This is a genomic window from uncultured Candidatus Kuenenia sp., from assembly GCF_900696675.1.
Classification (GTDB): Bacteria; Planctomycetota; Brocadiia; order Brocadiales; family Brocadiaceae; genus Kuenenia; species Kuenenia stuttgartiensis_A.
Window position 1 is genome coordinate 1 of record NZ_CAADGZ010000054.1, and the last position, 23,545, is coordinate 23,545.

Here is a 23,545-nt window from a genome sequence, read left to right on the forward strand (position 1 = left end):
ATAATTCCATCAACTTATTCATAAGTAGTGTCCTCCAAATTGTCTGATTACTATTTACGAGGATACTACTATACTTTATAATAAACTAAAAATCACCTTTTTGGTTGCGGCCAAAGGCCGCGCTAGGAAATCTGTGGTTTCTTTGTGGTTTCTTTATTTACACGTATGCCTGAATAGTTATTTCGTCAGCCCCAATTTTCTGTAAATCGTTTCAAAATCAACTTCTTTCTCTATTATTCCCGATGCATGCTGTATTTTAGACATATTGTTTAATTGCGTGGTGTCTGCAAGTTTTTCGCATGTTTCGATGGTAGTTGCGGTGTCGGCGCGTACCACGATTACAGGTATGTTTGCTTCATGAGCACGGCCTAAAATAGAATAGCAAGGATAGAGGTCCCCTGTAAGGATTAGGCATTTCGTGGAAGTTTCAAGGGCAGCGGCATGAATATCACTGCGGTCGCCTCCCGTTATAACCGCCTTGTCTGATATCTTTTTGAAGTGCTGTATGGCGCTTTCAAGGTTCATTGCCCCTATTACAAAATGTTCGATCAGCTCGTCGGCTTTTTCTTCGCAACAAAGGATTTTTCCATTAAGCGCGGTCACAATGTCCCGAATTGAAGTCGCTCTCAGCAAGGGGTCTCTTCGGATAATTCCCAGAGTATCTACGCCATGTTTTGTTAAAAAAGGCTGGATGGTGTTTTTCATATATTCCAGTTTGGCGGACGGAACCAGGTTAAAAATAACACCAAGCAGTTTCTCTTTCAATACATTTGAAGCATAGAGGAAGCCGTCAAGCATTTCAATGTATGATTCGAATTTATCAACAAATATTATCTTTGCGTTTACTTCGGTGATAAAATCCAATTCGGAAAAACCAAGGCATGTGCCGCAGGTTAACCTGCCGATGCCCCTGATAATCATGATGTCTTTGCCGGACGAGGCTATGTGAAATGCCTCCATTGTTTTTTCGCGAATATTAAGGTTTTCGCCTTTCACCAGGCGTTGTAACATATCTTCCGTAAATATAACAGGGCTTATGGACTGTAGCGGTTCGTTTACATCAAGCGCCCGGGAGAGGAAAACGGCATCCTCGTCGGTAAGCACATCATCCACAAAAACCGGCGAAAATCCGACAGGTTTAAAATAGCCGATGTTATACCCGTCTTTTTTCAACTTGAGACCCAGGCCGGCGCAAAGGAGATTTTTCCCGGAAAGGGGCGATAAAGATGCAATAAATAGAGGTATCATATACCCTCCTCACCTGAAAGTATAAAAATGTTGGAAAAATAAGAATGATTGTATAGTCAAACAAATATGTTTATGCAGGATGCGTTAAGCGATAGAAAATCCACTGTAAATATTATTGGTGGATTCGGCGTAAAAACCAACGCCCTGATCCACCATATCGCAATTTTTCAATTTCCCCTTTTCGCTGCCGAAGCATTTACGGCAATACGTACATCTATTGCAATGGCGCCGTCGCCTTTGGGGAACACCACCAGCGGATTAATATCCATTTCGATTATTTCCGGGAAATCCTTCACCAGTTGGGAGAGCCGCAGTATATTTTCTACTATTGCATCGATGTCAACGGATTTTTCACCGCGCACGCCTTTAAGAAGCGGAAATGCACGGATTTCCTGTATCATCTCTCTCGCTTCGTTTATGCCAACCGGCGCAATTCTGAAGGTTACATCTTTAAGCGCTTCAACGTAAATGCCGCCAAGCCCAAACATTATCAAATGGCCAAACTGTGGTTCATGTGAGACGCCAAGGACGAGTTCCCTGCCGCCGGTAATCATCTGCTGTACCATAATGCCTTTTAGATCGGCTTCCGGCATATGGCGTCTTGCTTTTTGCATGATGTCACTAAAGCAGATTCTTACCTCCTGTTCGTTTTTGACCCCAATAATTACACCCCCAATGTCCGATTTGTGAAGTATATCGGGGGATGAAATTTTCATCACCACCGGATATCCCATTTCTTCTGCCGCCTTTACTGCGCCCGTCTCAGAGGCAGCGATAATGCTTTTAGGAATGGTAAAGCCATAGGTGGAAATCACCTGTTTGGCGTCTTCTTCGCTTAGATAGGCAGCCTCCTTCTGTTTCATTTGTGTAAAAATTGCACTGACACGTTCCTTTCTGACAATAAAATTCTTTGTTTCCGGCGCAGGTTTGCTTTGCCATAAAGTGTATTGGTACATTGCCTCGATGGCGTAGATTGCACGTTCGGGGAAAGGGTAATTAGGCACTTTCCTCTGACACATGATTTTTAGAGCACTTTCAATTCTTTTGCCGCCCATAAAGGAAGTTGCAATGGTTTTGTCCGCATAACCTGCAATTTCACAGATTGCTTCTGCAGTTTTTTCTATTTCGGTCATTGCCTGAGGAGTGAGTATTGCAAGAATGGCGTCTACATTCGGATCTTTTATGACGTTTTCTATAACAAGCCGGTAACGGTCTGATTTTGCGTCACCCAGCACATCTATGGGATTATATACATTTGCCATTGGCGGCAGGAAATGGCGCAATATTTCTATGGTATCTTTGGAAAATTCAGCCATCTTTAATGCGGACCGCTCTATTGCATCCGTCGCAATAATGCCTGGTCCTCCCGCATTGGTAATCAGGGCTACCCGCGCGCCTTTTGGCAATTGTTGAAAACTAAACATTCTGGCATAATCAAAAAGCTGCTCGATCGTATTAGCGCGAATCACTCCCGATTGCTTGAATGCCGCATCAAACGCCCTTTCCGATCCTGCCAATGTGCCGGTATGGGAAGAAGCCGCTTTGGACCCGGCGGCAGTACCGCCAGATTTTACTACGATTAAAGGTTTCTTTTTCGTTATTTTTCCGGTGGTGGCAATAAAATCTTTGCCGTTTTTAACACCTTCCAGATAACCGAGAATCACCTTCGTGTTTTCATCTTCATACATTGCGTTAATGAGGTCTACTTCGTTAATATCTGCTTTGTTTCCCATGCTGACAAACTTTGAAAATCCCACACATTCAACTACAGCCCAATCCAAAATTGCGGTACACAAAGCGCCGGATTGTGAAAAAAAGGCAATATTTCCCCTTTCCGGCATATCGGCGGCAAATGAGGCGTTGAGGCACGATTGTGTATCTATTAATCCAAGACAATTCGGCCCCAGCAGCCGTATAGCATGGCGTGTTATTTTCTGGCAAAGTTCTTTTTCTCTGATAGCGCCTTCAATGCCGCTTTCTTTAAAACCGGCGCTGATAACTACAATTGAATCGATTTTCTTTTCAGCGCATTCGTCTACAATCTTTACCACATATCGGGCGGGTACGACGATAATCGCCATATCTATGGTGTCCCTGATATCTTTAAGGTTTGCATATGTTCTTAGACCAACAATATCTTCCGCCTTTGGGTTTACCGGGTATATTGTTCCCTGATACCCGTATTGTACCAGATTTTTTACTATATCGTGGCCAACCTTGCCCTTTTCGCGCGAGGCGCCAATGACGGCTACCGTTTTAGGAGAAAAAAAATGTTTCAGTGTGGTCATAGTCATAGTCCCATAGAATAATGCAGCATTTAAAACGCTCGTTTTCAAGCGCTGGCTTGGGAACGAGAGTGAAAATAAGTTGAGGTTTTTATAATAATTTCTACAGTCTACAGCCGGCAAATTGCAAATTGCAGATTGCAGATTGTGGACTGTAGATTGCCGACTGCCGACTGTACAGTATTCCCCATTAATAAGGTAAGCAAGGGGTAGTTTCCCCCAACTTATTGAGAAGTTCTGTTTTTTATTGTTGTGTTATTTGCACTATTCTCTGTATTGGGCATTACTTCAAACATGTTTTTAATGGATTTCCGAAATGGTTTAAATGGAACCGGGTGGATTTCAGGATCAGAGATAGTGCCTTTAATCTCCACAACAGTCAATTGTTTTCGTACGCCGCCTACAACAAAATCGAATAAATTTCCAATTAAGGGGAGTTGAGAAAAGAAGCCCTTCTCAAAACCTGTGACAACAGTTACGCCAAGTGTTCCATTAAGACCAATGTCGCCTTTTCCCACAAGATCTACCGTATCGCTGGAAATAATGCCCTCGATAATATTAACAACATTGTCTTTGACGGAAAAATTGAGTTTTGCGGTATCAAAGGTTTCCTTTTGGGGTAGTCTTAAATTGAAAAATTTGAAAATGTTAAGAATTATAGGAATGTCTGAAAGATATCCATTGGTGATGTTAATTTGTCCTTCAGCATAAAAATCCTTCAGGTCGCTGCCGTACCCATGGTACTTAACCCTTCCGTCGAGAATACCTGAAAGCTGTTTTCCTTCAAGATTAAATTTTTTTACGAATTCTTCCAATACGATTCTTGAAAATGTCAATTCGCCTTCATATTTGTAAGGCTCAGTGTTTGTTTTAATGGAAATGGAGCCATCTACGTTCCCGCCCCAGCAATTAGCGTTGATGTGCTTGCTGTAAAGTTGTTCTTTGTTGATATCCAACCTCCCGTCAATTCCCCATAAGGCAAATTTATACGTATCGTTTCTGATTTCAAAGTCTTTTAAGTTAACTTCCACCGTATAATCGTTTCTTTCTGCTTCCTTAAATCCCTGGAAAACAACCGTAAGGTTTGCTTTACCACGAGGGTTAAGGATATCCCATAACTTTTGCTTAATGGCGGTTTTTTCGCTTAATATATTCAAAAAATTTTCTGTAACAACTACGTTAGGGATGTTAACATTCAACATTTTCCTTTCAGTTTCTATGTTATATATGCCATTTATTTCCATAAAGATGTGCTGGTTGTCGTATTTAAGAAAACCACTGGTATTTTTTAATAGAATAATATTATTGCAGAATTTAATGGGGCCATTTATATACGACAGGGGAAATGGCATTTCCGGAGAATTGACAGCAACATCCTTGCAATCGGCCACTAAAAAAATGTTGCCATTTGTATCCTCTCCTTCACTGTATTGAAATGTTATGTCTGCAAAGCCGGTAGGTTGGAGTTTCGACCACACTTCTTTACCAAAACGAGGGATATTTTCAAGAAAATGTTTATTTATGAAAAGGTTGGGAACATTTGCCACAATTATTTTTTCTTTACCGGAAAGATTGACGGTTCCTTTCAGATCAACCTGTGACGTATAGTCACCGTTTTTGATGTATGCTGTGATATTACTGATGTATAGTGTATTGTTGCTCATCTTCAGGACACCGTTCACATTAGAAGCGGGGAGAGACAAATCTTTATATATTGCATTCAGCGCGTTGAGGTGAATCGTAACGTCATAGTCAATTTTCTCCTGGTTATTTTTATTGTTAAAGCTGGCAATGCAGGAGAAATTGACCTTTCCCTCCGGTTGATACTCATCCCATATATGTTTTCCATAAAAAGGGAACAGGCAGAGAAATTCTTCGTTCAGGGTCATATTATGCGCGTCTAATGTAATGCTCAGGGCTGGTATGTCCGGGCACATTTTCATAGAGAAAGAATAATTCCCCATATGTTCATCGGCGATGGTTCCTCTGGCAGTGATATTTTCGAAGGAACCGGCAAACGGCATAAACGAAATATTGATTCCCGAGAGTTTAATTTCCGGGTTGCGTAATTCAGGGTTTTCCTTGATGTGAACTTTTAAACCGCGGGCTTCAATTCCATTGTGTAATACATCAGAAAAAAGGGGCAGATTCGCATTTTCAAAACCTTCTTTTATACCATCCAAAAGTTCCCAAATGCCGGCGGGTTTTTCTACAGTTAATTCCGGGTTGATAGCAATAATTTTAACAACATTGAATTCTTTCTTAAGCAAACGTTTCAGATCATATTCGATTACTACCTTCTGGCATTTAAAAAACTTGTTCTGCATTATTCCGGATTTGCCGGAGAGGAAGATATCTTCGAGGAGAATACCTTCTGCAAAATTAAAGTGCGCCCTTTCAATATGTATATCGCCAAGATTTTGAAAGGCGTCTAATATCCTGCCTTTTATAGCCTCGTCCGAAGTTAGTTTGCTAATGAAAATATATCCGGCAATGCCGGCGCCTGCAATGATTAACGAAAAGCAAACAAATATAATAAATACTATTTTTTTCATGAAAGCGATGTGTTATTCATAGAGACGTATGTGGTGCGCAATAAGTTTTTCTACAGTCCACAGTTACTACCTTCGCAGTAATTTCTTTGCACTTTTTGGCAAAATATTTACTGGTGAAATCCGAAATACGAAACCAGAAATACGAAACAAATTCTAATGACAAAATGATTTGAAATTCTAATCAAATGCCTCTTTTGTATCTTGCATTTCGTGCTTCATAATTGTTGTATGTTTTGGATTTGTTTTAAATTTTATGCTTTATTATTCGGATTTGTTTCGTATTTCGTATTTCGTATTTCGTATTTTTTATTTCTCGCTTATTTGATTCTGGCTATGCCAGCTTAGGCGATAGTCAGTTTTTTCACGGGTCTTCTTAACTCCAGGGGGTCAATGCCCTCCTTCATTGCAGCAAGGAGACCGCCTGTTTCCCAGTAATTTTCTGCAACGATCACATTCTTCATTCGTAAAATATCCGGAGTGGCTTTCATCACCGTCGTGTTTTCCTTTACCGCAATTATAGGTATCCCCCATTTTTGTGCGGCAAGGGCAGGAATACCGCCCATGCAGGTATAGGGAAGAATAATTGCATCGACATCATTAACTCTCACATCCCCACCCTGTGTAACGAGTCTGGGCGCCCTGTCCAGTCCGCGCAAAACGCTTCCAAGATATGCAGGGCCTATTGCTTCTGCTGCCGCCCTTGGATCAACCGTTCCGCTATGCGTTTCCCGGTAAATTTCATATTTGCTCAATAACGGGGCGTGCGCTGCGGGCAACCCAAACGTGGCAGAGACCAGATGAGAAACCACGGCTTCTGCTCCTCCATAGGGATTTGCCCCTTTTCCATCAAAGTATGCCTTTAAATCCTTCATATCAATTTTAATATTGAGCGAAATCGCCAGCGCCTGAACGCCCTGCTTTATTGCTTCCCTGCAAGCCTCAATAAGCGTCTGTTCGTGTTCAATTTCTCCCACGAAAGAATTACTTTTTGTTTTTACCGCCTGCGTCATCGTCTCCTTTTTTGTTTTAAGCACGCAGACTATTTCCACTCCCCCGACAGTCCTCAAAGCGTTAATTGTATTTACCGCCAGATCATATCCCTCTGTTTCTATTCCCTTGTCTAACACAACCCCGATCTTATTCTTTTCCACTTCCTTCAGTTCCGCTTCACCCTTGAAAAATCTATCCAGGGAATATCCTTCAACGTAGAGAACGTTTCTTCCCGCAAGGTTAAGCACAACTCCGTTGACGACGTTCGGATGAGAAATCACCTTATCGGCAATCGACGCAATCATGTTGGTTGCGGGCGTGGCATCTCCAACGTATCCGCCAATATCCGCCCCCACGCCTGTAGGGATAATGTGCGCCACAACAAACTGGTTAGCCATGTATACCCCCGCCGGTTTTTCTTTTCGTCACGGTATCATTCACCATAATTGCGGCGTCAACGATCAGGTCTTCCCCGATTACCTCTACAATGGCAAATCTCAGTACTTCACCTGTTAGTGTATTATTGAAATGCTCCTGAAGGTATTCAAGCAGTTGCGTGCAGTCAACGCCGTTCCTGGGGATTTTTATTCTCTTTGAAACTACCATACGTATATTATCCTTCAATAAAGCCTTGTAAAAACAAAAGTAGTCTGTAGTCTATGGCAAAAAGAGTAAAGGGGTTGTTTTTCAGGAGATAGAAGTACTCTGTCGTTTTTTGAAAACATAGGGGCGAAGCATTTGACGTATCTTCATTAGGCACTTAGCGCCTAAATATCGACAATTTTTTGTCGATATACCAAAGCATCTAAATTGAAATATCGAAATTCGAAACAATACCGAAACTCAAAATACAAACGTTCAAAACCACTCAACTATCATGGTTTTGGTCATTTCAATTTTTGTTTTTTTGGGATTTGTTTAGAATTTCAAATCATTTTGTCATTAGGATTTGTTTCGGATTTCGTGTTTCGTATTTCATATTTTTTATCTCATGCTTGTCTGGTTCTGACGATGCCTATTTAGGAATTTCAATGTAAAAAACATCGTTTTGATTGAAATGAAAATTACCGGTGAAATTCACTACGACTCTGAATGGATAATGTCTTCGCTTTTATATTGAGTTTGTTTGAATTCTGTGAAAACTTCCATTTTGCCATGTTCGGTGCTAATCCTGACAAATTCAGGACGTAGTACGCCATAAACACATCTTAAAACGTCTCCCCTCGAGATTACTCCCACAGGGACCATATCTTTGACAACGGGAATACGAATAATCGCTTCCTTTGCCATTATATGAATCACCTTTTCAATTGTAGTATCTTCTTCTACACAAATAGGCTTTTTGGTCATGATATCCTCTGCCGTTACCTGTTCCAGACTTTTTCCCTGATCCATTGCTTTTATAAGATCAAATTCAGTTATTATTCCAACAACCTCATTATTATTATTTACGACAGGCATTCCGCTAAAATTGCCGGTCAATAATTTTTCGGCCAAAGATCTTCCAAGTGTTTCTTTTTTAGCCGCAGTGATTGTTTTCCTCATAACATCCTTTGCCATAATAACGTCTGTAACCATAATAGTTGTCTCCTTTCGAAATTTAATAAGATTTTATAAAAATAATATTTTTTATCTGCACTGTAAGTAAAAGAAAATGTATGTCTTAAATTACCATAAAATTAGTCGGGATTTTCCATGCAGTGCGTAGCTATGCTATGCATTATTAAGTATTTTTTCCACATCTTCTTTTTCAAGGGTTTCTTCTTTAATGAGTGCTTCTGCCAGTTTTTCAAGAGAGGATTGGTTGTTTTTTAGAATTTCTGATGCCCTTGCCTCTGCTTCCAGTATTATCTTTTGTATTTCCTGATCCATAAGCCATGCCATATCCTCGCTGTAACGTTTTTGAAATGCGAGCTCCCTTCCTAAAAATGGATGATCTTCTCCCCTCCCAAGGCTAAGGGGGCCTATTTTGTCGCTCATGCCCCATTGCGCAACCATTTTCTCAGCAAGTGCGGTAGCCTCTTTGAGATCGTTTTGTGCACCGGTGCTTACGTCGTTAAAAATCAACTTTTCCGCACATCGTCCGGCAAGGGCAACGGTGAGTTTGTTCACCAGGTATTGTTTCGGATAATAGTGACGGTCTTCTTCCGGTAGTATTTGCGTTACCCCCATTGCCAATCCTCTTGGGACGATGCTTACTTTATGTATGGGATCTGTTCCGGGCAGCTTGATTGATACAAGCGTGTGCCCTGCCTCATGATACGCGGTAATACGCTTTTCCAAATCGTTGATTATTTCTTCCCTGACAGTGCCCATAAGTATCTTGTCTCTCGCGTCATCGAAGTCTTCGTTGTTGATGGTTTTTTTCTTTTTACGCACAGCGATAAGGGCGGCTTCATTTGCAAGATTTTCGAGGTCTGCACCCGTCATACCCGGGGTTCCTCTGGCGATCTTCTCAAGATCAACCTTATCGGCAAGTTTCTTGTTTCTGACGTGAACTTCAAGGATTTTTCTACGTTCCTTCCATCCAGGCTTATCAATTACCAACTGCCTGTCAAATCTGCCTGGTCTGAGAAGCGCCGGATCAAGCACGTCTGGCCGGTTTGTAGCGGCCATTACAATTACTTCCGTGTGAGGGTCAAAGCCGTCCATTTCTGACAAAAGCTGGTTTAATGTCTGTTCCCGTTCGTCGTGTCCACCCCCAAACCCTGCTCCGCGGGTTCTCCCCACGGCATCGATTTCGTCAATAAAGATAATGCTCGGATGCGCGTCTTTTGCCTTTTTAAACATATCCCTGACGCGTGCTGCCCCCACACCTACAAACATCTCGATAAATTCCGATGCGCTGATGCTGTAAAATGGCACACCTGCCTCTCCTGCAGTTGCCCTGGCGAGGAGTGTTTTCCCCGTTCCAGGCGGGCCTATAAGCAGTACGCCCTTTGGCACTTTTGCCCCGATCTTTTCAAATTTGCCAGGATCTTTAAGGAATTCTATCACCTCTGTCAATTCCTTTTTCACATTATCCATGCCGGCCACTTCACAGTATGTGACCTTTGGCTTTTTTACATCAAAAAGAGTCGCCTTACTCTGCCCAAAAGTAAAGAGTCCCCCCGCTCCGCCTCCCACCTGCCTTGCACCTCTCATTACAAGCATCCAAACGCCTATGATGATTACCCACGGAAGAATGCCAATAAGAAACTGCCAGAAAAATGAGCCTTCTTCGGAAGATTCGACGCGTATTTCCACACGCCTGCTCCTGAGTTTTTCTATCAATCCCTCTCCCTGGAAAGTGGGCAGTTGCGTTTTAAAGTCTTTTACGGAAGTTGGTTCCTGGTCTTTGTGCAGCGGAATAAGCGCTTCGTTATAGAATTGACCTGCAATGTGTAATTTTTTTATGGTAACGGAAGAGATATTGCCCGCGTCCAGTTGTTCCAGGAATTGACTATAAGCAATGGTATGACGAACAGGCACTGAGGTGGAAATGGAATATCGCTGAAGCATATATATGGCGATAAAAAACAGTGCGAAGATGATGAGTACTTTCCATTGCGGAGACGGCGTAAAAGATTTCGTTTTCTGGTCTTTTTTCATAAGACTATATGTTATCTGAATATGTGATATTGTCAACCATTTAATTTTCGCAATTATTCACCCAACGAGGGTATTTTACACATAAGCGCTAAGTTAAAATTACGGATTAATTTAACCGTGTAATGAATAATAAATATCTAACAATGAACCTGGTGTCTTTATATATTTCGCAAAATAATCTCACTATAGTTTACCAGCAATTACATTGAATTTTAATATGTTTTTTGCATATAATCTGTAATTATTTCTCCTTTTTCAAGATACCAAACTGATTCAGGAATAAGTGTTTTTTTTACCTGGTGGTATCTTGCCGTCTCGTTTTGACAAGAGATGAATTTGAACGGCTTTTGTTATACAGGGAGTACTTTAAATGACTAATATGGTAAAAGACATTGAAAAATACATGCAAAATGAAGCAAATGAAATTATAAATTTTGCGTGTAAACTAATAAATACAAAAACCGAAAATCCTCCGGGCAATGAAATTTTGGCCGTTTCGGTAGTGGAGAAATATTTCAAGCGGCTGAAGATTCCTTACGAAATATTTGAAAAAACGAAGAGCAGGACAAATATTATTGGATATATTGGCGAAAGAGAAAGATCGAGGGAGCGCCCTTCATTGCTGGCAGCATGCCATTTGGACGTTGTGCCTGCAGGCGATGGCTGGCAGAGCGACCCCTTTTGCGCACATGTTAAAAACGGGAGGATTTTTGGCAGGGGTTCTTCTGACAATAAAGGCCAAATGGCTTCTATGATGGCAGTGGCAAAGTATCTCAAGGAAAATGAATCCGGGCTAAAAGGCCTGTTTTTGCTGGCAGGTGTTGCCGACGAAGAAAGGGGTTCCGCATTAGGCATGGAGTATTTGCTTGATGAATGCGGCATACATGCCGATTATGCCATTATCCCAGACGTGGCGAATAATATGCAAATGATTGACGTGACGGAGAAGGGGGCATTGTTTCTGGAAATAACTTCATTTGGCAAGCAGGCGCACGGTTCCACTCCGGAAAGGGGTATAAATGCGGTATGGAATATGATCGCCTTCTTAAACCAAATCAGGCATTACAAATTCAGACATGCCTTTCACCCATTGCATTCCCCTCCAACAATGAATCTGGGATCGATACATGGCGGAACGGTCGCAAATACGGTTCCTGCCATCTGCAAGGCGCAAATAGACCTGCGCTATTTGCCGGGAGATTCGCCGACTGATATTATCAATGACATAAGAAGCATTATGAAGGAGGTCGAAGATCAGCATTCCGCAAGATTTGAATTAAAAATCACGTCTGACCAGCCCTCTACAAACATTCCTGTCGATAACCCGCTTGTAGAAATAATTACAAAACATACGGAGGCAATCTTAGGAACAAAACCGAAGCCTATGGGGCAATCAGGTTCTACGGTGACGAAGCAGCTTATACAAAAGGGTATTACTGCCGTGGGGTTCGGGCCTGGTGACCATGACGAGGCCCATGCCGCAAATGAGTCGATAAGTATTCAGGAATTAATAGACTTCGCAAAGATTATGGCACTTATTTCATGGGATATGTTGACGTAAAGCACAATCACTGCCCGTTCAGGCAACTGAATAGTTACAATAATATTCTTATAATACGACCATGAAAACATACGTAATGATACCAACTTATAACGAAAGAGAAAACATCGGTAAATTAATTCAGGAAATATTACATCTGAATATTCCTGATTTGCATGTTGTAGTGGTTGACGATAACTCTCCCGACGGCACCGCCGGCGAAGTGAAAAAATATATAACGATGCATCCGGAGGTTGAATTGCTCCTGAGAACAACAAATAGGGGGAGAGGTTCAGCGGGCGTTGCCGGCTTTCAATATGCACTGGATCACGGGGCAGAGTGTGTAGTGGAAATGGACGCTGATTTTTCACACCATCCGAGATATATTCCTGATATGCTTAATGCCATACAGAACGCTGACCTGGTAATCGGGTCAAGGTTTGTGAGCGGAGGCAGGGATGTAAACAGAGGGATTGTTCGCAGGCTGGTAACATTCCTCGCCGGAGTCTATGTCAGGATTTTACTGGGACTAAAAATAAACGATGTTTCTTCCGGTTATCGATGTTTCAGGAGAAAGGTCTTGGAGGATATTCAGTTGGATTCCATGATTTCGACAGGCCCTTCCATTGTATCTGAAGTATTCTACAAAGCTCATGTGAAAGGGTTTTCCATCAGGGAAATACCTATAGAATTTGAAGACCGAATCCACGGTGAAACAAAACTGAATTATAAAGTACTATTGAAAACATTGCTTATGGTTTTGAAATTCAAACGACTGCACAAAAAAGGGTTGTTGTTTAAGACTTCGGGGAAAAGCCTGGAAATATAGAGACGTAATCGATTATTTCCAGTAAGCATCCCAATTTTTATTTACCCGGTCAACAACCTCATCCGGCATGACAAGCGGTGAGGGGTAGCCTGTCTTCCATGTAGCGTCAATGCCCATTTTCCCCCTGAAAACGGGGCTTATGCCCACCAGTTTTTCTTCCGTGAATACGATATCCCTTTCGGCGTCGAATCGGGTAAATATGCCCCAGATAGTTTGTTCAAGATTGTAGACATCGACGTCAGGGCTTACCGCAGCGATAATAGCAGGGCCTGTAATTCCCGTCGATTTTGTGAGATTACGCACCACCTCTCCTCCATTCTCCTTTACGGAAACTACGAGAAGTGCCTCTCCCAGTAGATTCCAATGGATTATCCTGTTGTCAATATCTTTTAGCAGCGTTTCGAAATTTTGGGATGTTTTTCGGTCTACCTGTTTTTTTGCAGTGTCATCCCTTGTCGCATCGATAATCATTTTACTGCCAAGGTTCATTTTGTAACTGGTGAAATCAAGGGTATCCAGCGGAACCTTTGGAATCATGATAAAATCATACGCAGGGTCAAAATGTTCGTGGATTGCCCTGAGGACTGCATGAAAATCACGCGGGTTAACTTCTTCTGATACAGTTACAACACACTTCGTCAGAGAGAGTTGTCCCTCGCCCATTATAGAGAGCGCTGTTTTCATTGCCTCTTTCCTGTAGCGTTCTTCAACGGACACTACCAGCAGATTATGAAATCCCGCTTCGTAATATGCCCAGAGGTTTTTGATTTCAGGATGGATGAGGCGAATGAGGGGACCAAGCACTTGCTGCGTTGCGTTCCCCAGATATTTATCTTCCATTGGCGGCCTGCCGACAACGGTTGCGGGATAAACAGGGTTTTTGCGGTGTGTAATGGCGCTAATATGAAAAACAGGAAATTCAGAAGCGTTTGAATAATGCCCGAAATGGTCACCAAAGGGGCCTTCCATCCTCAATTCAGTGAGATGGACAGTACCTTCCAGAATAAACTCGGCATCAGCGGGAACAGGTATTGAAATAGTCTTTCCCTTTGCCATTCGTGTTCTTCTTCCGCGTAAAAAACCGCTGAACATTACCTCGTCAATTCCCTCCGGCAGGGCTGCAACCGTTGCCAGCAGGAGGGCGGGGTCAGTTCCCAATGCTACGGCGATTTCAAATGGTTTCCCTGATTTTTGGGATTGGAAATAATGAAAGCCACCGCCTTTTTGTATCTGCCAGTGCATGCCCGTTGTTTTCCCATCGAAAACCTGCATGCGATACATACCGACATTCCGTTTTCCGTTGCGGGGGTCGTAGGTGAAAACCTGTGGTAGCGTGATAAACGGGCCTCCATCCTCCGGCCAACAGGTGATTACGGGAAGTCCATTGAGGTCCGTTCCCTGAATTACCTCCTGCGATGTTGTCCAAAACGTTGTTTTGGGAAGGGTGCTGATGAGACGTTTTGTAATTCCAGGATGCTTAAAAAACACTTTCGGTTTAGGCGGCATTGCGTCTTCCATGAATGTGATGAGTTCTTCACCCAGTTGATCGGGATGTTTTCCCAATGCCAGTTCTATCCGTTTATCGCTTGCAAGTACGTTCATTGCAAGGGGAAACCGGGAATCTTTTATGTTTTCAAAGAGTAAGGCGGGAAGCCCTTGCTGCAGGGCACGAATAGAGATTTCGGCGGCTTCAAGTTTTGCATCTACCTCAGTTTTGATCCGTATCAGTTCACCGTTTTTTTCTAAGTATTTAAGAAAGTCCTGTAACGAATATATTTTCATGTATTAGTACCTTATCCGTAATTTATTTTGCACACTTCCATTCGTCAGCGCGTGCTTTCTGGCGAAATATTTAATGGTAAAATTCGATGCACAACCCAGACAGGGTTCGGAACCCTGTCTGGGTTTACCATGCGGGGATGGGTAAAAAGTCGTTGGGGCATTTGTCTTTTAAAACCCGGCCTGATTTATCCTCTCTTTGCAATTTCCTGTTTTGTTTTTTCATAGATTTCCTGAAGTTGCGTTTCGTCGGGAATGTATTGGATTTTTATGCTTTCCAGCAAATCAAAACCACACTCCTTAAGTGCGTCTTCCACGTGGCTAACAGACTGCCCTCCCCATCCATAAGAACCAAATGCCAGGCCAATCCTGTCTTTCGGCGAAAGCCCTTTTAAATAAGTGAGAAATGCCGACACGGTAGGAAGCAAATTACTGTTTAATGTAGGAGATCCCACACAAATAAATCTTGCGTCTAATACGTCCGTAACAACATCCGACAGGTGATTATAACGGAGATTAATCATCTTTGTACTAATACCGCCGTGATTGAAGGCGTTTTGTAAAGCATGTGCAATTTTTTCCGTGGATTTCCACATGGTATCATAAATAATAAGGCATTTATTCTTTGTCTGGTTGGCCGCCCATTTATTGTACTCATCTATAATATTTTTTATATGTGAGCGCCATACAATTCCATGACCTGGAGCAATCATGTCAATCGGGATATGAGAAAGTTTTTCAATGGTTTTTTTCACTAGCATGGAATAGGGCAGGACGATATTCGCATAGTATTTTTTCGCCTCTTCAATAACGGCTCCAAGGTAAAGTTCATCATCAAATCTTTCATGAGAAGCGATATGCTGTCCAAAGGCGTCATTCGAGAAAAGGATTTTATCCTCAACCAGATAACTTGCCATGTTATCCGGCCAATGAACCATTGGGGTCAGAAAAAACCTGAAGGTCCTTTTGCCAATATTGACTTCCTCATCCGTTTGCACCACCTTCATATTCCAGTCGTTCCTCTTATAATGCGCCAGCAGCCCTTTCTGTCCGTTAAGGGAGGTTACAATAGTGGCATTTTTTGCAATATCCATAATAAGCGGTAAACTGCCGGAATGGTCCATTTCGACGTGGTTTGCAATAACATACTGAATACTTGCGGGATCAATAAGAGAGGAAAGGCGCTGCATCATTTTGTCGAAGAGATACGGCCTGACGCCATCAATTAATGTTATTTTTTCATCAATTACCAAATAGGAATTGTATGTAGACCCCCGGTTGGTTGAATAACCATGGAAATTTCTTAAATCCCAGTCAACTTCTCCAACCCAATAAATTCCTTCTTTTAGTGGTATCGGTTTCATGCGAATTCCTCCTAAACGGTTAAAGGTATAACGAATAATGTAAATCCCGGCTCCAGTCGGGTATGTGTGTTGCAATCATAGTAACAATTCCGCCGGTTTGAAATGTATGCGGAGTACGATATAGTATAGCATTAGTCAATGAATAATTGTCATAAATATTGGCATACAAAATTCTCAAATCATAGTTCTAACTTGTTAACATTACAAATTGATCGTGATAGTCAAACAAATCCGGGTTTAGAAATTTAGCGGTAATTTAGTTTTTAAAAAGTAGGGGCGAATTACGAAAGCCGGGGCAGACACTCCGGTATTTTTGTAAAAATTACCAATATCTATGTAAATATTACGCGGTTTTGTATCCAGGGACCCAGCCTTGCGATATATGCGCAAAAGGTTTTTTAAGTTGTAACAACACATCATTAAACACATAAAGCATATATAATCTTCCTCTTGCATTTCTAAAAGCACATGGCATTCCTATTGCTATCTATTTTAAACAGTTACTTAAAAGCCGGGGGTTCCTGGCCATGCAAGGCAGGAGCGCCGTCTGCCGGAATTTCGGCGCCGGTAGGACGCCGTATAATTTATCTTGACATGCCCTGTGCTAAGACCCACAATAGATGAATTTGAAATTCTCACATTAAATGCCCCCTTTTAAAGGCGGGGTAATGTTTACAACAAACAAAAAATTCCAGATTCAAATAATGTGATATTTTGTACCAAATAAACTGAGACGTAGCCCTCCCTGTTCAACGAAAACAATGTTAACCACATATCCCTTTCTTATGAAATGGGAAAGATAAGCAACGCCGATGAGACCGGCAATTTATGAAGAAAAAAAGAACCCTTTCAGCATCTCTGCTCTACCGCCCATGGGAATAATCCAGTTGCGAGCCTTCATTAAAAAACACTACCTGTTTAGCATACTTACCGGTATAACTATTTTCCTTTTCTTCTTTGAACTAGGCGGTAGAAGTTTTGAGGTCAGGGACACCCGTAGGTTTGCGGAAATCGCACTGGAGATGCTACAAAGTGGAAACTGGCTTATACTTTACAAGCATGACGAAATTTATATGAATAAGCCACACATGTTCATGTGGCTGATTGCTCTTTTTTCTTCTATCGGACACCACGTTACTCCCCTTACTGCCCGCTTGCCCAGTGCTATTGCAGGCATTGCAAGCATTCTTGCAACATTCTGTTTTATCGGAAAATTTTCCAGCAAACGCACTGCTTTCATCGCTGGTATAATCCTTGCCACTACCCAGAGATATTTCTGGTATGGACGAACTTCCTTACCCGACATGCTCTTCACTACTTTTATCATGCTTGCCCTATATTCTTTCTATCTTGGATACAAACAAAAGCCGGTTTTTTATATTGGCTTACATTTTTTTACCTTCCTTGCAATCTTAACAAAAGGTCCGCTGGCTATTATTTTTATCTTCGGTACTATTGCGGTATTCCTCGCCCTTCAAAGAAATTTACGGGCTATGAAAGGAATGAAATGGCGATGGGGTATAATTCTCCTTCTGACAATGACCGGATTATATTTTGCATTTATACTAAAAGTAGGATTTGAACCATTTATCGCCACAATAAAAAGGGAATTCTTAACCCGGGTAAATAGCCCTATAAACCACGGAGAACCATTTTATTATTATTTAGTTACTCTTTGGACGGATTTCCTGCCATGGTCATTATTTATTCCTTTTGCCGTGATCTTTGCCTATAAAAAATGGCGGGAAGGAGACGATTTCATTACCTTTTCTTTCTGCTGGACGATACTCATTTTTGTATTTCTCTGCACAGCGAAGGCAAAGCATACAAGATATATGCTCCCCCTCTACCCCGCGTTATCGATCATAATAGCAAGCCTCATTGCTAATACATTGAAAAGGCCGGTTATGAACTTTTTGTGGCTACAGGTATCGGTGCGTTGGATTATTTTTGTAATGGCCGGAGCAGGAGTAATTCTCCTTGTTGCTGTACCTGTCTATCTCTTTACGTATTCCTGGATTGGAATATTCACATCCCTAATCACACTCCTTGTCTTAACAGGGGTATTTCTCTCCCTCCGCCGAAAAACCGGATTCGCCAATGCAAGTTTTACGATGTGTATGTTTGCAGCAATAATAGGATGGGGAATATACATTCATTGCCTTACGGTTCATTCGAAGGAAGTAACTTTTGGTACAAAACTGACCGATGTAATAAAAAAAGAACTGGGAGACCTGAATGGCTGTGATATACGCGGGTATAAATTAGGTGAATCGTTATGGACTATTATAAACCTAAGTTTGAACGCCAATATCTCCCTAATCAAAAATACTGATGAGTTAAAGACCTTTTTAAACACGTCAGAACACCTGCAGCCGGTCTGCATTATTGAAAAAAATACTTTTCTTGACATAAAAAACAATTTGGCGGATACTACGTTACACACCATGGATATTTGTACAAAAAAGCGTAAGGTAACGCTTATTTTCAGAAGAGAGCGCCAGACAAACCCGGCAGCACACCCGGCATGGCAAGACATCGAAGAAGAAGGGAATCATAGATGAAAAAACCTGATATCTCCATTGTTATTCCATTATACAACGAGGCGGATAATATTGAACCTCTTGGACATGCCATCCTCCTTGCCATGCAGGGACAAAACTACGAGGTGATCTTTGTGAACGATGGCAGCACTGACGGTAGTGCAAAAAAACTAAAAGAATGGTGTACGGGATATACAAACTTCCGTACCATTCATTTCCGGAAAAATGCGGGACAAACGGCGGCCATGGATGCCGGCTTTAAATCTGCTGCGGGAGAATATGTCGTTTCAATGGATGCCGACCTGCAAAATGATCCGGCGGACATTCCTGCATTGCTTGAAAAGTTAAACACATATGATATGGTATGCGGGTGGCGGCAAAAGAGAAATGATCCATGGATAAAGCGCATTTCCTCAACGGTGGCAAATTTCATCAGAAACAAACTTTCATGGGAAGATATTAAAGATACAGGATGTTCCCTTAAAGCATACAGGAAGGAATGTCTGAATCGCATCAAATTGTTTAACGGCATGCATCGGTTTCTGCCTACCCTGTTTAAGATGGAAGGATTCACCGTCATAGAAGTAGTGGTAAAACACTACCCAAGGAAATTCGGGAAATCGAAATATGGGATATCAAACAGGGCCTTTCGGGCATTTATTGACCTGTTAGTTATACGATGGATGAAAAAGCGGACGCTTCATTATGAGGTGGAAGAATGACGATCCTTGCAACGCACATAAACACTTGGGTAGTCATGGGTTTTACCGGCCAGCTTCTTTTTGGATCGAGGTTCTTTGTCCAGTGGATTATTTCTGAAAAGCGTGGTGAGAGTATTATTCCCGAAATATTCTGGTATCTGAGTATGGGTGGAAGCGCTATGTTGCTCATGTACGCTATCTACCGTCATGACCCCGTATTTATTCTGGGACAATCCACCGGGCTTATTATTTACATACGCAACATCATGCTGATTTACAAAAAGAGAAAAATAGTGAAAATAGCGGCTGGAGACCAGCGTGAGAAACATCCGGCAAATCCTTAACGCAGCAAAGCCACAACCAAAATGCAGGTAACATTTACAAATGTAGAGATGCATCAGTCCCCAATCCTCAATCCTCAATCCTCAGTCCTCAGTCGGCAATTTGCAATTTGCCGACTGAAGAAGTGTCACTTAAATATTTTGCCAAAAAATGAGCGGCATAAATTTTGTTTGACTATAAATAGTATCTATTCAGCGTAACACACCAAATATTATATCTTCATTTTTGATATCGAATTTTATTGTACCACAAACAGCATACCCCTAACGGGGCCACATTGTTTTTTATGTCCACCCGGATTTTTCAAAAAACTAAAGCGTTACAAAGAGTTACAAACTTTTACGATTTGATCACTTTAGAAAATCAGGGAAAACATTTCCCCACAACAGGAAAATTTCTTTTACTTAAAGACCAATAAATCCCCTGCCATGCCCCGCCATTTCAATTATCATTCCAGTTATAACCTCATAATATATATAAGGTTAACACTCCTTTGAAATATAAAGAATATTTTGTGGCGTATTTGGCATGAATATTGATCCGAATAATGATGGAAATTTTTAGCAGGATGATTACTGAATAATTTAAAGATAAAGTTTAAATGACAAGAATTAATACAAATATTGGCGCTTTGAATGCCTTAAAGTCATTAAGCGATATTGGAAATAAGTTATCTATTGCACAACTACGACTCTCTACAGGTAAAAGGATCAATAACGCTGCCGATGACGCAGCAGGGTTTTCCATTGCCAAAAAGTTCAACACCCGCTCCAAAGGTCTTGGGCAGGCTGTAAATAATATAGGAACTGCTAAAAATCTAATATCCGTTACTGAGGGGCATTTAAATAATATTGTTAACATTCTTACACAAATAAAGACAAAGGCAATTCAAGGGGCGGATGATTCTCTTGGTACAGCAGAACGAAATGCTATTAATGCTGAACTTGCAGCACTTGGTTCACAGATTGATTTAGAGGTTAATCAGGCGGTATGGAATGGGAAAGATCTATTAAATGGGATTAAGACAAGCGGTGATAGTAGTGCAATATTTAATTTTCAGATAGGCGCTGGAAGCACAACATCTGATGTATTGAAATTCGATTTGTTTAATGATTCAAATGTAGAGTTTACAGCCAATAATGCTGGCTATACATCGCTTCAGATGAATTTAACACCAAGAACAGAAAGCACGTCTCCGGTATCACGCATTGATGTTTCCCAGACGTTCGCGAATGCCGGATTTGCAAATACTCCCGATGGCAGTGTTACTATTAACGGTAAAGTCTTCACGTTGTCTGATTATCCTACTGTTCAGGATTTAATGGATGATATTAATAATGATGGAATTCTCTTATCCAAGGGATTTGCTTATGCCGGTTTCAATAATACCCCTGTCGGGACTGTTACAATCAATGGATGGACATCAAATGATTTATCTACCTATGCTTCTGTCAATGCATTTATAAGCGCTGTCAGCACTAACGCAAGCGCTACCATTTCTTACAGTAGTGGCACTGACAAGTTTACAATTTATCCAAATACAGCAGGCACAGATTTAGTTATATCGCAATCTGATGGAATTTCTGGATTCTTTGCGCAATCAAGTATCGCCACAGGTACCTATGCAGTTAAAAAAGAAAGCAGCGCCGCCATTACCTCGGGTGGAGGATTGGATACTACAAAAACTTTTAATGCTGCCGGATTTACAAATACTCCAGACGGTACAGTTACAATCAATGGATGGACATCAAACGATTTATCTACTTATGCCTCTGTCGATGCATTTATAAGCGCTGCAAACACGAATGCTGATGTGACCATTAATTATGATGGAGGCACTGATAAATTTTCCATTTATCCAAACACAGCAGGCACGGATCTTACAATATCAGAAACAGGTACATTTGCCTTATTCACAGAATCCAACATAACAACAGGAACTTCCAGTCACAAAAAAATCAGTACGTCTGAAGTTGGCGCAAACACAAATGCCAATATATCCTATGACTCCAACGCCGATATGCTTACCATTGCAAAAACATCCGGTGCAAGTCTAACTATATCGGAAAGCGGTACAAATGGCTTTTTAACAGAATCAAAAATAGTCTCTGGTACCTATGGCAGTAGTACTACGAGCACAGGAAAAATTAGACCTGAATTAAACATAGCTAACAGTTTTGCCGATGCCGGTTTTGTGCCTACTCCAACGGGAACTGTAACAATCAACAGCAAGATTTTCACTTTATCGGATTACAGTACTGTTCAGGGATTTATGGATGCAATTAATAATGATTCCGATGCCAACGCATACATTACTTATGACAGTACCGAGGATAAGTTTATTATAAAACACAGAAAAGTGGCCACACCTCTTGTGATTTCGGAGTCTGGAAGTCCCGACGGATTTCTCACATCAATAAGGATACCAGAAGGCACATATATTGATCCAAGTGCATCGTCATCGTCATTTGCTCAAAATTTAATGATTAATACAGATAATGCAATTGCAGATATATCATCATCTTTAAGCTATATTGGTTCAATAGTAAATAGACTTACCTACCAGGAAGAGAGTTTAACTACATCCAAAACAAACACCGAGGCAGCAAGAAGCAGGATTGAGGACGCTGATATGGCGGAAGAACAATTAAATGCAACAAAGCTACAGATTCTACAGCAGACCTCCAGCGCTATGCTTGCTCAGGCCAATATTTCACCGCAAACGATAATGAATTTGTTTAAATAATACTGTAATATGCTATTGAGAAATTATTTTAAGAACTTTATAGACCGTTAGTATTATGATTCCATGTTTTTTCATCTCGTCTATTAAGTCTAAATCTATTTTGACATCATCGCCGCGAGTGACAAGATAATCGATTCTGCCTTTTATTCGTTATGGCAGTCCCCGGAACCATATTGTCCTTTTTTGTCCCTGCAGAGATTTGTATCATCTGTCAAATATACCTTGTGACCCGTGCCTGCCAGTATTTCAATAAACATATCGATTTCGTCATCGGTTATTTTGGAGAGATTTTTTATCCTGGAACGTCTGAGAACGTCTTACAATTCTTTGAGGAGAGGGTGTTGATATGACTATGTCAAATTCCAGGCAGAGGAATTTTTCCATAATTTTGGCAGGATAGCCTTTTCTGTTAATAAAAGCAGAAACCCATACATTGGTATCAATGAGGACTATTTTTTGAGTCATTTATTTTCCCAACTTCTCTATGAGCTTCTGTAATAGCAATTTCTATTTCTTCCGATGAATGTTTATCCGTTCTTTTATAAATAGTTTCAGTTAGTGTTTTCAGTTGATTACACAAACGTTCATCCAGATTAATATCAAGTTTAACCCGCTCATGCTCATTGAGTGAAACAGGTTCTAAGGGTTTAAATACGCCATCTTCAAATATGGCATTGATGGTTTTAGACATTTTTTATTACCCCTTATAATAAATCTGGTACCGCAATATAATATGGCTATTAAACCATTTTCATCGTTTTTGGGTGTTGCAAATGAAACATGATGACTGATAACTTATTTTGTCATTACAAGTGGAAGCGGATTAGAAATCCGATGCTCTATCCATCATACCAAAACCACATGCTTGTCATTGCGAGGGCGTCAGCTGTCATTGCGAGGGTCTTTTCCGAAGTAATCTCATAAACCGTCATAGAGATCCTTCCATCCTGCATTCATTTCATTAATTAATTCTATTTTTTTGGCCCTTGAGCCACCCTTAATTTGCCTCTCCCGCGATATGGCGTTTCTTAC

16 protein-coding genes are annotated in these 23,545 nt (G+C 41.2%); 6 read left to right on the plus strand and 10 right to left on the minus strand.

The genetic code is table 11. From position 1 onward, the window contains the following. Positions 1-177: 177 nt before the first annotated feature. From QZT26_RS09540 to ftsH, 7 genes are all read right to left on the minus strand, one after another. The gene (locus tag QZT26_RS09540; RefSeq protein ID WP_295101831.1) at positions 178-1,248 is read right to left on the minus strand and encodes a DRTGG domain-containing protein; all 1,071 of its coding nucleotides are present in this window, start codon (positions 1,246-1,248) and stop codon (positions 178-180) included. A gap of 167 nt (positions 1,249-1,415) precedes the next feature. After that, positions 1,416-3,536, minus strand: coding sequence for an acetate--CoA ligase alpha subunit (acs, locus tag QZT26_RS09545; RefSeq protein ID WP_295101832.1), 2,121 nt, complete (start codon positions 3,534-3,536; stop codon positions 1,416-1,418). 221 nt (positions 3,537-3,757) lie between these two features. Next, on the minus strand, positions 3,758-6,088 hold the full coding sequence (locus QZT26_RS09550) for a hypothetical protein (protein ID WP_099324302.1): 2,331 nt from the start codon (positions 6,086-6,088) through the stop codon (positions 3,758-3,760). A 341-nt stretch (positions 6,089-6,429) separates the two neighbouring features. Beyond that, positions 6,430-7,476 (minus strand): DUF3326 domain-containing protein, encoded by a 1,047-nt coding sequence (locus QZT26_RS09555; RefSeq protein ID WP_295101833.1) that lies wholly within the window; start codon positions 7,474-7,476, stop codon positions 6,430-6,432. Continuing rightward, positions 7,469-7,684, minus strand: coding sequence for a hypothetical protein (locus QZT26_RS09560; protein ID WP_099324304.1), 216 nt, complete (start codon positions 7,682-7,684; stop codon positions 7,469-7,471). Before QZT26_RS09560 ends, QZT26_RS09555 begins: the two co-directional genes overlap by 8 nt. A 474-nt stretch (positions 7,685-8,158) precedes the next feature. Next, positions 8,159-8,656, minus strand: a complete 498-nt coding sequence (locus tag QZT26_RS09565; RefSeq protein WP_230405760.1) for a CBS domain-containing protein — start codon at positions 8,654-8,656, stop codon at positions 8,159-8,161. Positions 8,657-8,791: 135 nt separating this feature from the next. After that, a complete protein-coding gene (ftsH, locus tag QZT26_RS09570) occupies positions 8,792-10,669 on the minus strand; it encodes an ATP-dependent zinc metalloprotease FtsH (protein WP_099324305.1) in 1,878 nt (625 codons plus the stop codon). Positions 10,670-11,039: 370 nt separating this feature from the next. Here ftsH and QZT26_RS09575 point away from each other — a divergent pair, with 370 nt between their 5' ends. Together QZT26_RS09575 and QZT26_RS09580 are read left to right on the plus strand one after the other, a co-directional pair. Further along, complete coding sequence (locus QZT26_RS09575) at positions 11,040-12,230, plus strand: ArgE/DapE family deacylase (protein ID WP_295101834.1); 1,191 nt, start codon at positions 11,040-11,042, stop codon at positions 12,228-12,230. A gap of 76 nt (positions 12,231-12,306) precedes the next feature. Next, positions 12,307-13,038, plus strand: coding sequence for a polyprenol monophosphomannose synthase (locus QZT26_RS09580; protein WP_295101835.1), 732 nt, complete (start codon positions 12,307-12,309; stop codon positions 13,036-13,038). Positions 13,039-13,050: 12 nt separating this feature from the next. Here QZT26_RS09580 and QZT26_RS09585 read toward each other — a convergent pair whose 3' ends face one another. Then, complete coding sequence (locus QZT26_RS09585) at positions 13,051-14,820, minus strand: menaquinone biosynthesis decarboxylase (RefSeq protein WP_295101836.1); 1,770 nt, start codon at positions 14,818-14,820, stop codon at positions 13,051-13,053. A gap of 185 nt (positions 14,821-15,005) precedes the next feature. Next, entirely contained in the window at positions 15,006-16,181 is a 1,176-nt protein-coding gene (locus tag QZT26_RS09590) for an FprA family A-type flavoprotein (RefSeq protein WP_295101838.1), read from the minus strand. An 812-nt stretch (positions 16,182-16,993) separates the two neighbouring features. On the opposite strand from QZT26_RS09590, the gene QZT26_RS09595 reads away from it, so the two are divergent. The 4 genes from QZT26_RS09595 to QZT26_RS09610 all read left to right on the plus strand — a co-directional run bounded on the left by QZT26_RS09595 (position 16,994) and on the right by QZT26_RS09610 (position 22,513). Further along, entirely contained in the window at positions 16,994-18,745 is a 1,752-nt protein-coding gene (locus QZT26_RS09595) for a glycosyltransferase family 39 protein (protein WP_295101840.1), read from the plus strand. Further along, positions 18,742-19,446, plus strand: coding sequence for a glycosyltransferase family 2 protein (locus QZT26_RS09600; RefSeq protein WP_295101842.1), 705 nt, complete (start codon positions 18,742-18,744; stop codon positions 19,444-19,446). The genes QZT26_RS09595 and QZT26_RS09600 overlap by 4 nt, the downstream gene beginning before the upstream one ends. Next, a complete protein-coding gene (locus tag QZT26_RS09605; protein WP_295101844.1) occupies positions 19,443-19,769 on the plus strand; it encodes a lipid-A-disaccharide synthase N-terminal domain-containing protein in 327 nt (108 codons plus the stop codon). Before QZT26_RS09600 ends, QZT26_RS09605 begins: the two co-directional genes overlap by 4 nt. Positions 19,770-20,368: 599 nt before the next feature. Beyond that, a complete protein-coding gene (locus QZT26_RS09610; RefSeq protein ID WP_295101846.1) occupies positions 20,369-22,513 on the plus strand; it encodes a flagellin in 2,145 nt (714 codons plus the stop codon). A gap of 439 nt (positions 22,514-22,952) precedes the next feature. On the opposite strand, the gene QZT26_RS09615 is transcribed toward QZT26_RS09610, so the two are convergent. Then, positions 22,953-23,204, minus strand: a complete 252-nt coding sequence (locus tag QZT26_RS09615; RefSeq protein WP_099324314.1) for an antitoxin family protein — start codon at positions 23,202-23,204, stop codon at positions 22,953-22,955. Positions 23,205-23,545: the final 341 nt, after the last annotated feature.

Coding starts and splice junctions, on each gene's coding strand:
- QZT26_RS09585 (WP_295101836.1), bottom strand. CDS start 14,820: ATGAAAATATATTCGTTACAGGACTTTCTTAAATACTTAGAAAAAAAC.
- QZT26_RS09575 (WP_295101834.1), top strand. CDS start 11,040: ATGACTAATATGGTAAAAGACATTGAAAAATACATGCAAAATGAAGCA.
- QZT26_RS09595 (WP_295101840.1), top strand. CDS start 16,994: ATGAGACCGGCAATTTATGAAGAAAAAAAGAACCCTTTCAGCATCTCT.
- QZT26_RS09615 (WP_099324314.1), bottom strand. CDS start 23,204: ATGTCTAAAACCATCAATGCCATATTTGAAGATGGCGTATTTAAACCC.
- QZT26_RS09550 (WP_099324302.1), bottom strand. CDS start 6,088: ATGAAAAAAATAGTATTTATTATATTTGTTTGCTTTTCGTTAATCATT.
- QZT26_RS09600 (WP_295101842.1), top strand. CDS start 18,742: ATGAAAAAACCTGATATCTCCATTGTTATTCCATTATACAACGAGGCG.
- QZT26_RS09555 (WP_295101833.1), bottom strand. CDS start 7,476: ATGGCTAACCAGTTTGTTGTGGCGCACATTATCCCTACAGGCGTGGGG.
- ftsH (WP_099324305.1), bottom strand. CDS start 10,669: ATGAAAAAAGACCAGAAAACGAAATCTTTTACGCCGTCTCCGCAATGG.
- QZT26_RS09540 (WP_295101831.1), bottom strand. CDS start 1,248: ATGATACCTCTATTTATTGCATCTTTATCGCCCCTTTCCGGGAAAAAT.
- QZT26_RS09590 (WP_295101838.1), bottom strand. CDS start 16,181: ATGAAACCGATACCACTAAAAGAAGGAATTTATTGGGTTGGAGAAGTT.
- QZT26_RS09605 (WP_295101844.1), top strand. CDS start 19,443: ATGACGATCCTTGCAACGCACATAAACACTTGGGTAGTCATGGGTTTT.
- QZT26_RS09565 (WP_230405760.1), bottom strand. CDS start 8,656: ATGGTTACAGACGTTATTATGGCAAAGGATGTTATGAGGAAAACAATC.
- acs (WP_295101832.1), bottom strand. CDS start 3,536: ATGACCACACTGAAACATTTTTTTTCTCCTAAAACGGTAGCCGTCATT.
- QZT26_RS09610 (WP_295101846.1), top strand. CDS start 20,369: ATGACAAGAATTAATACAAATATTGGCGCTTTGAATGCCTTAAAGTCA.
- QZT26_RS09580 (WP_295101835.1), top strand. CDS start 12,307: ATGATACCAACTTATAACGAAAGAGAAAACATCGGTAAATTAATTCAG.
- QZT26_RS09560 (WP_099324304.1), bottom strand. CDS start 7,684: ATGGTAGTTTCAAAGAGAATAAAAATCCCCAGGAACGGCGTTGACTGC.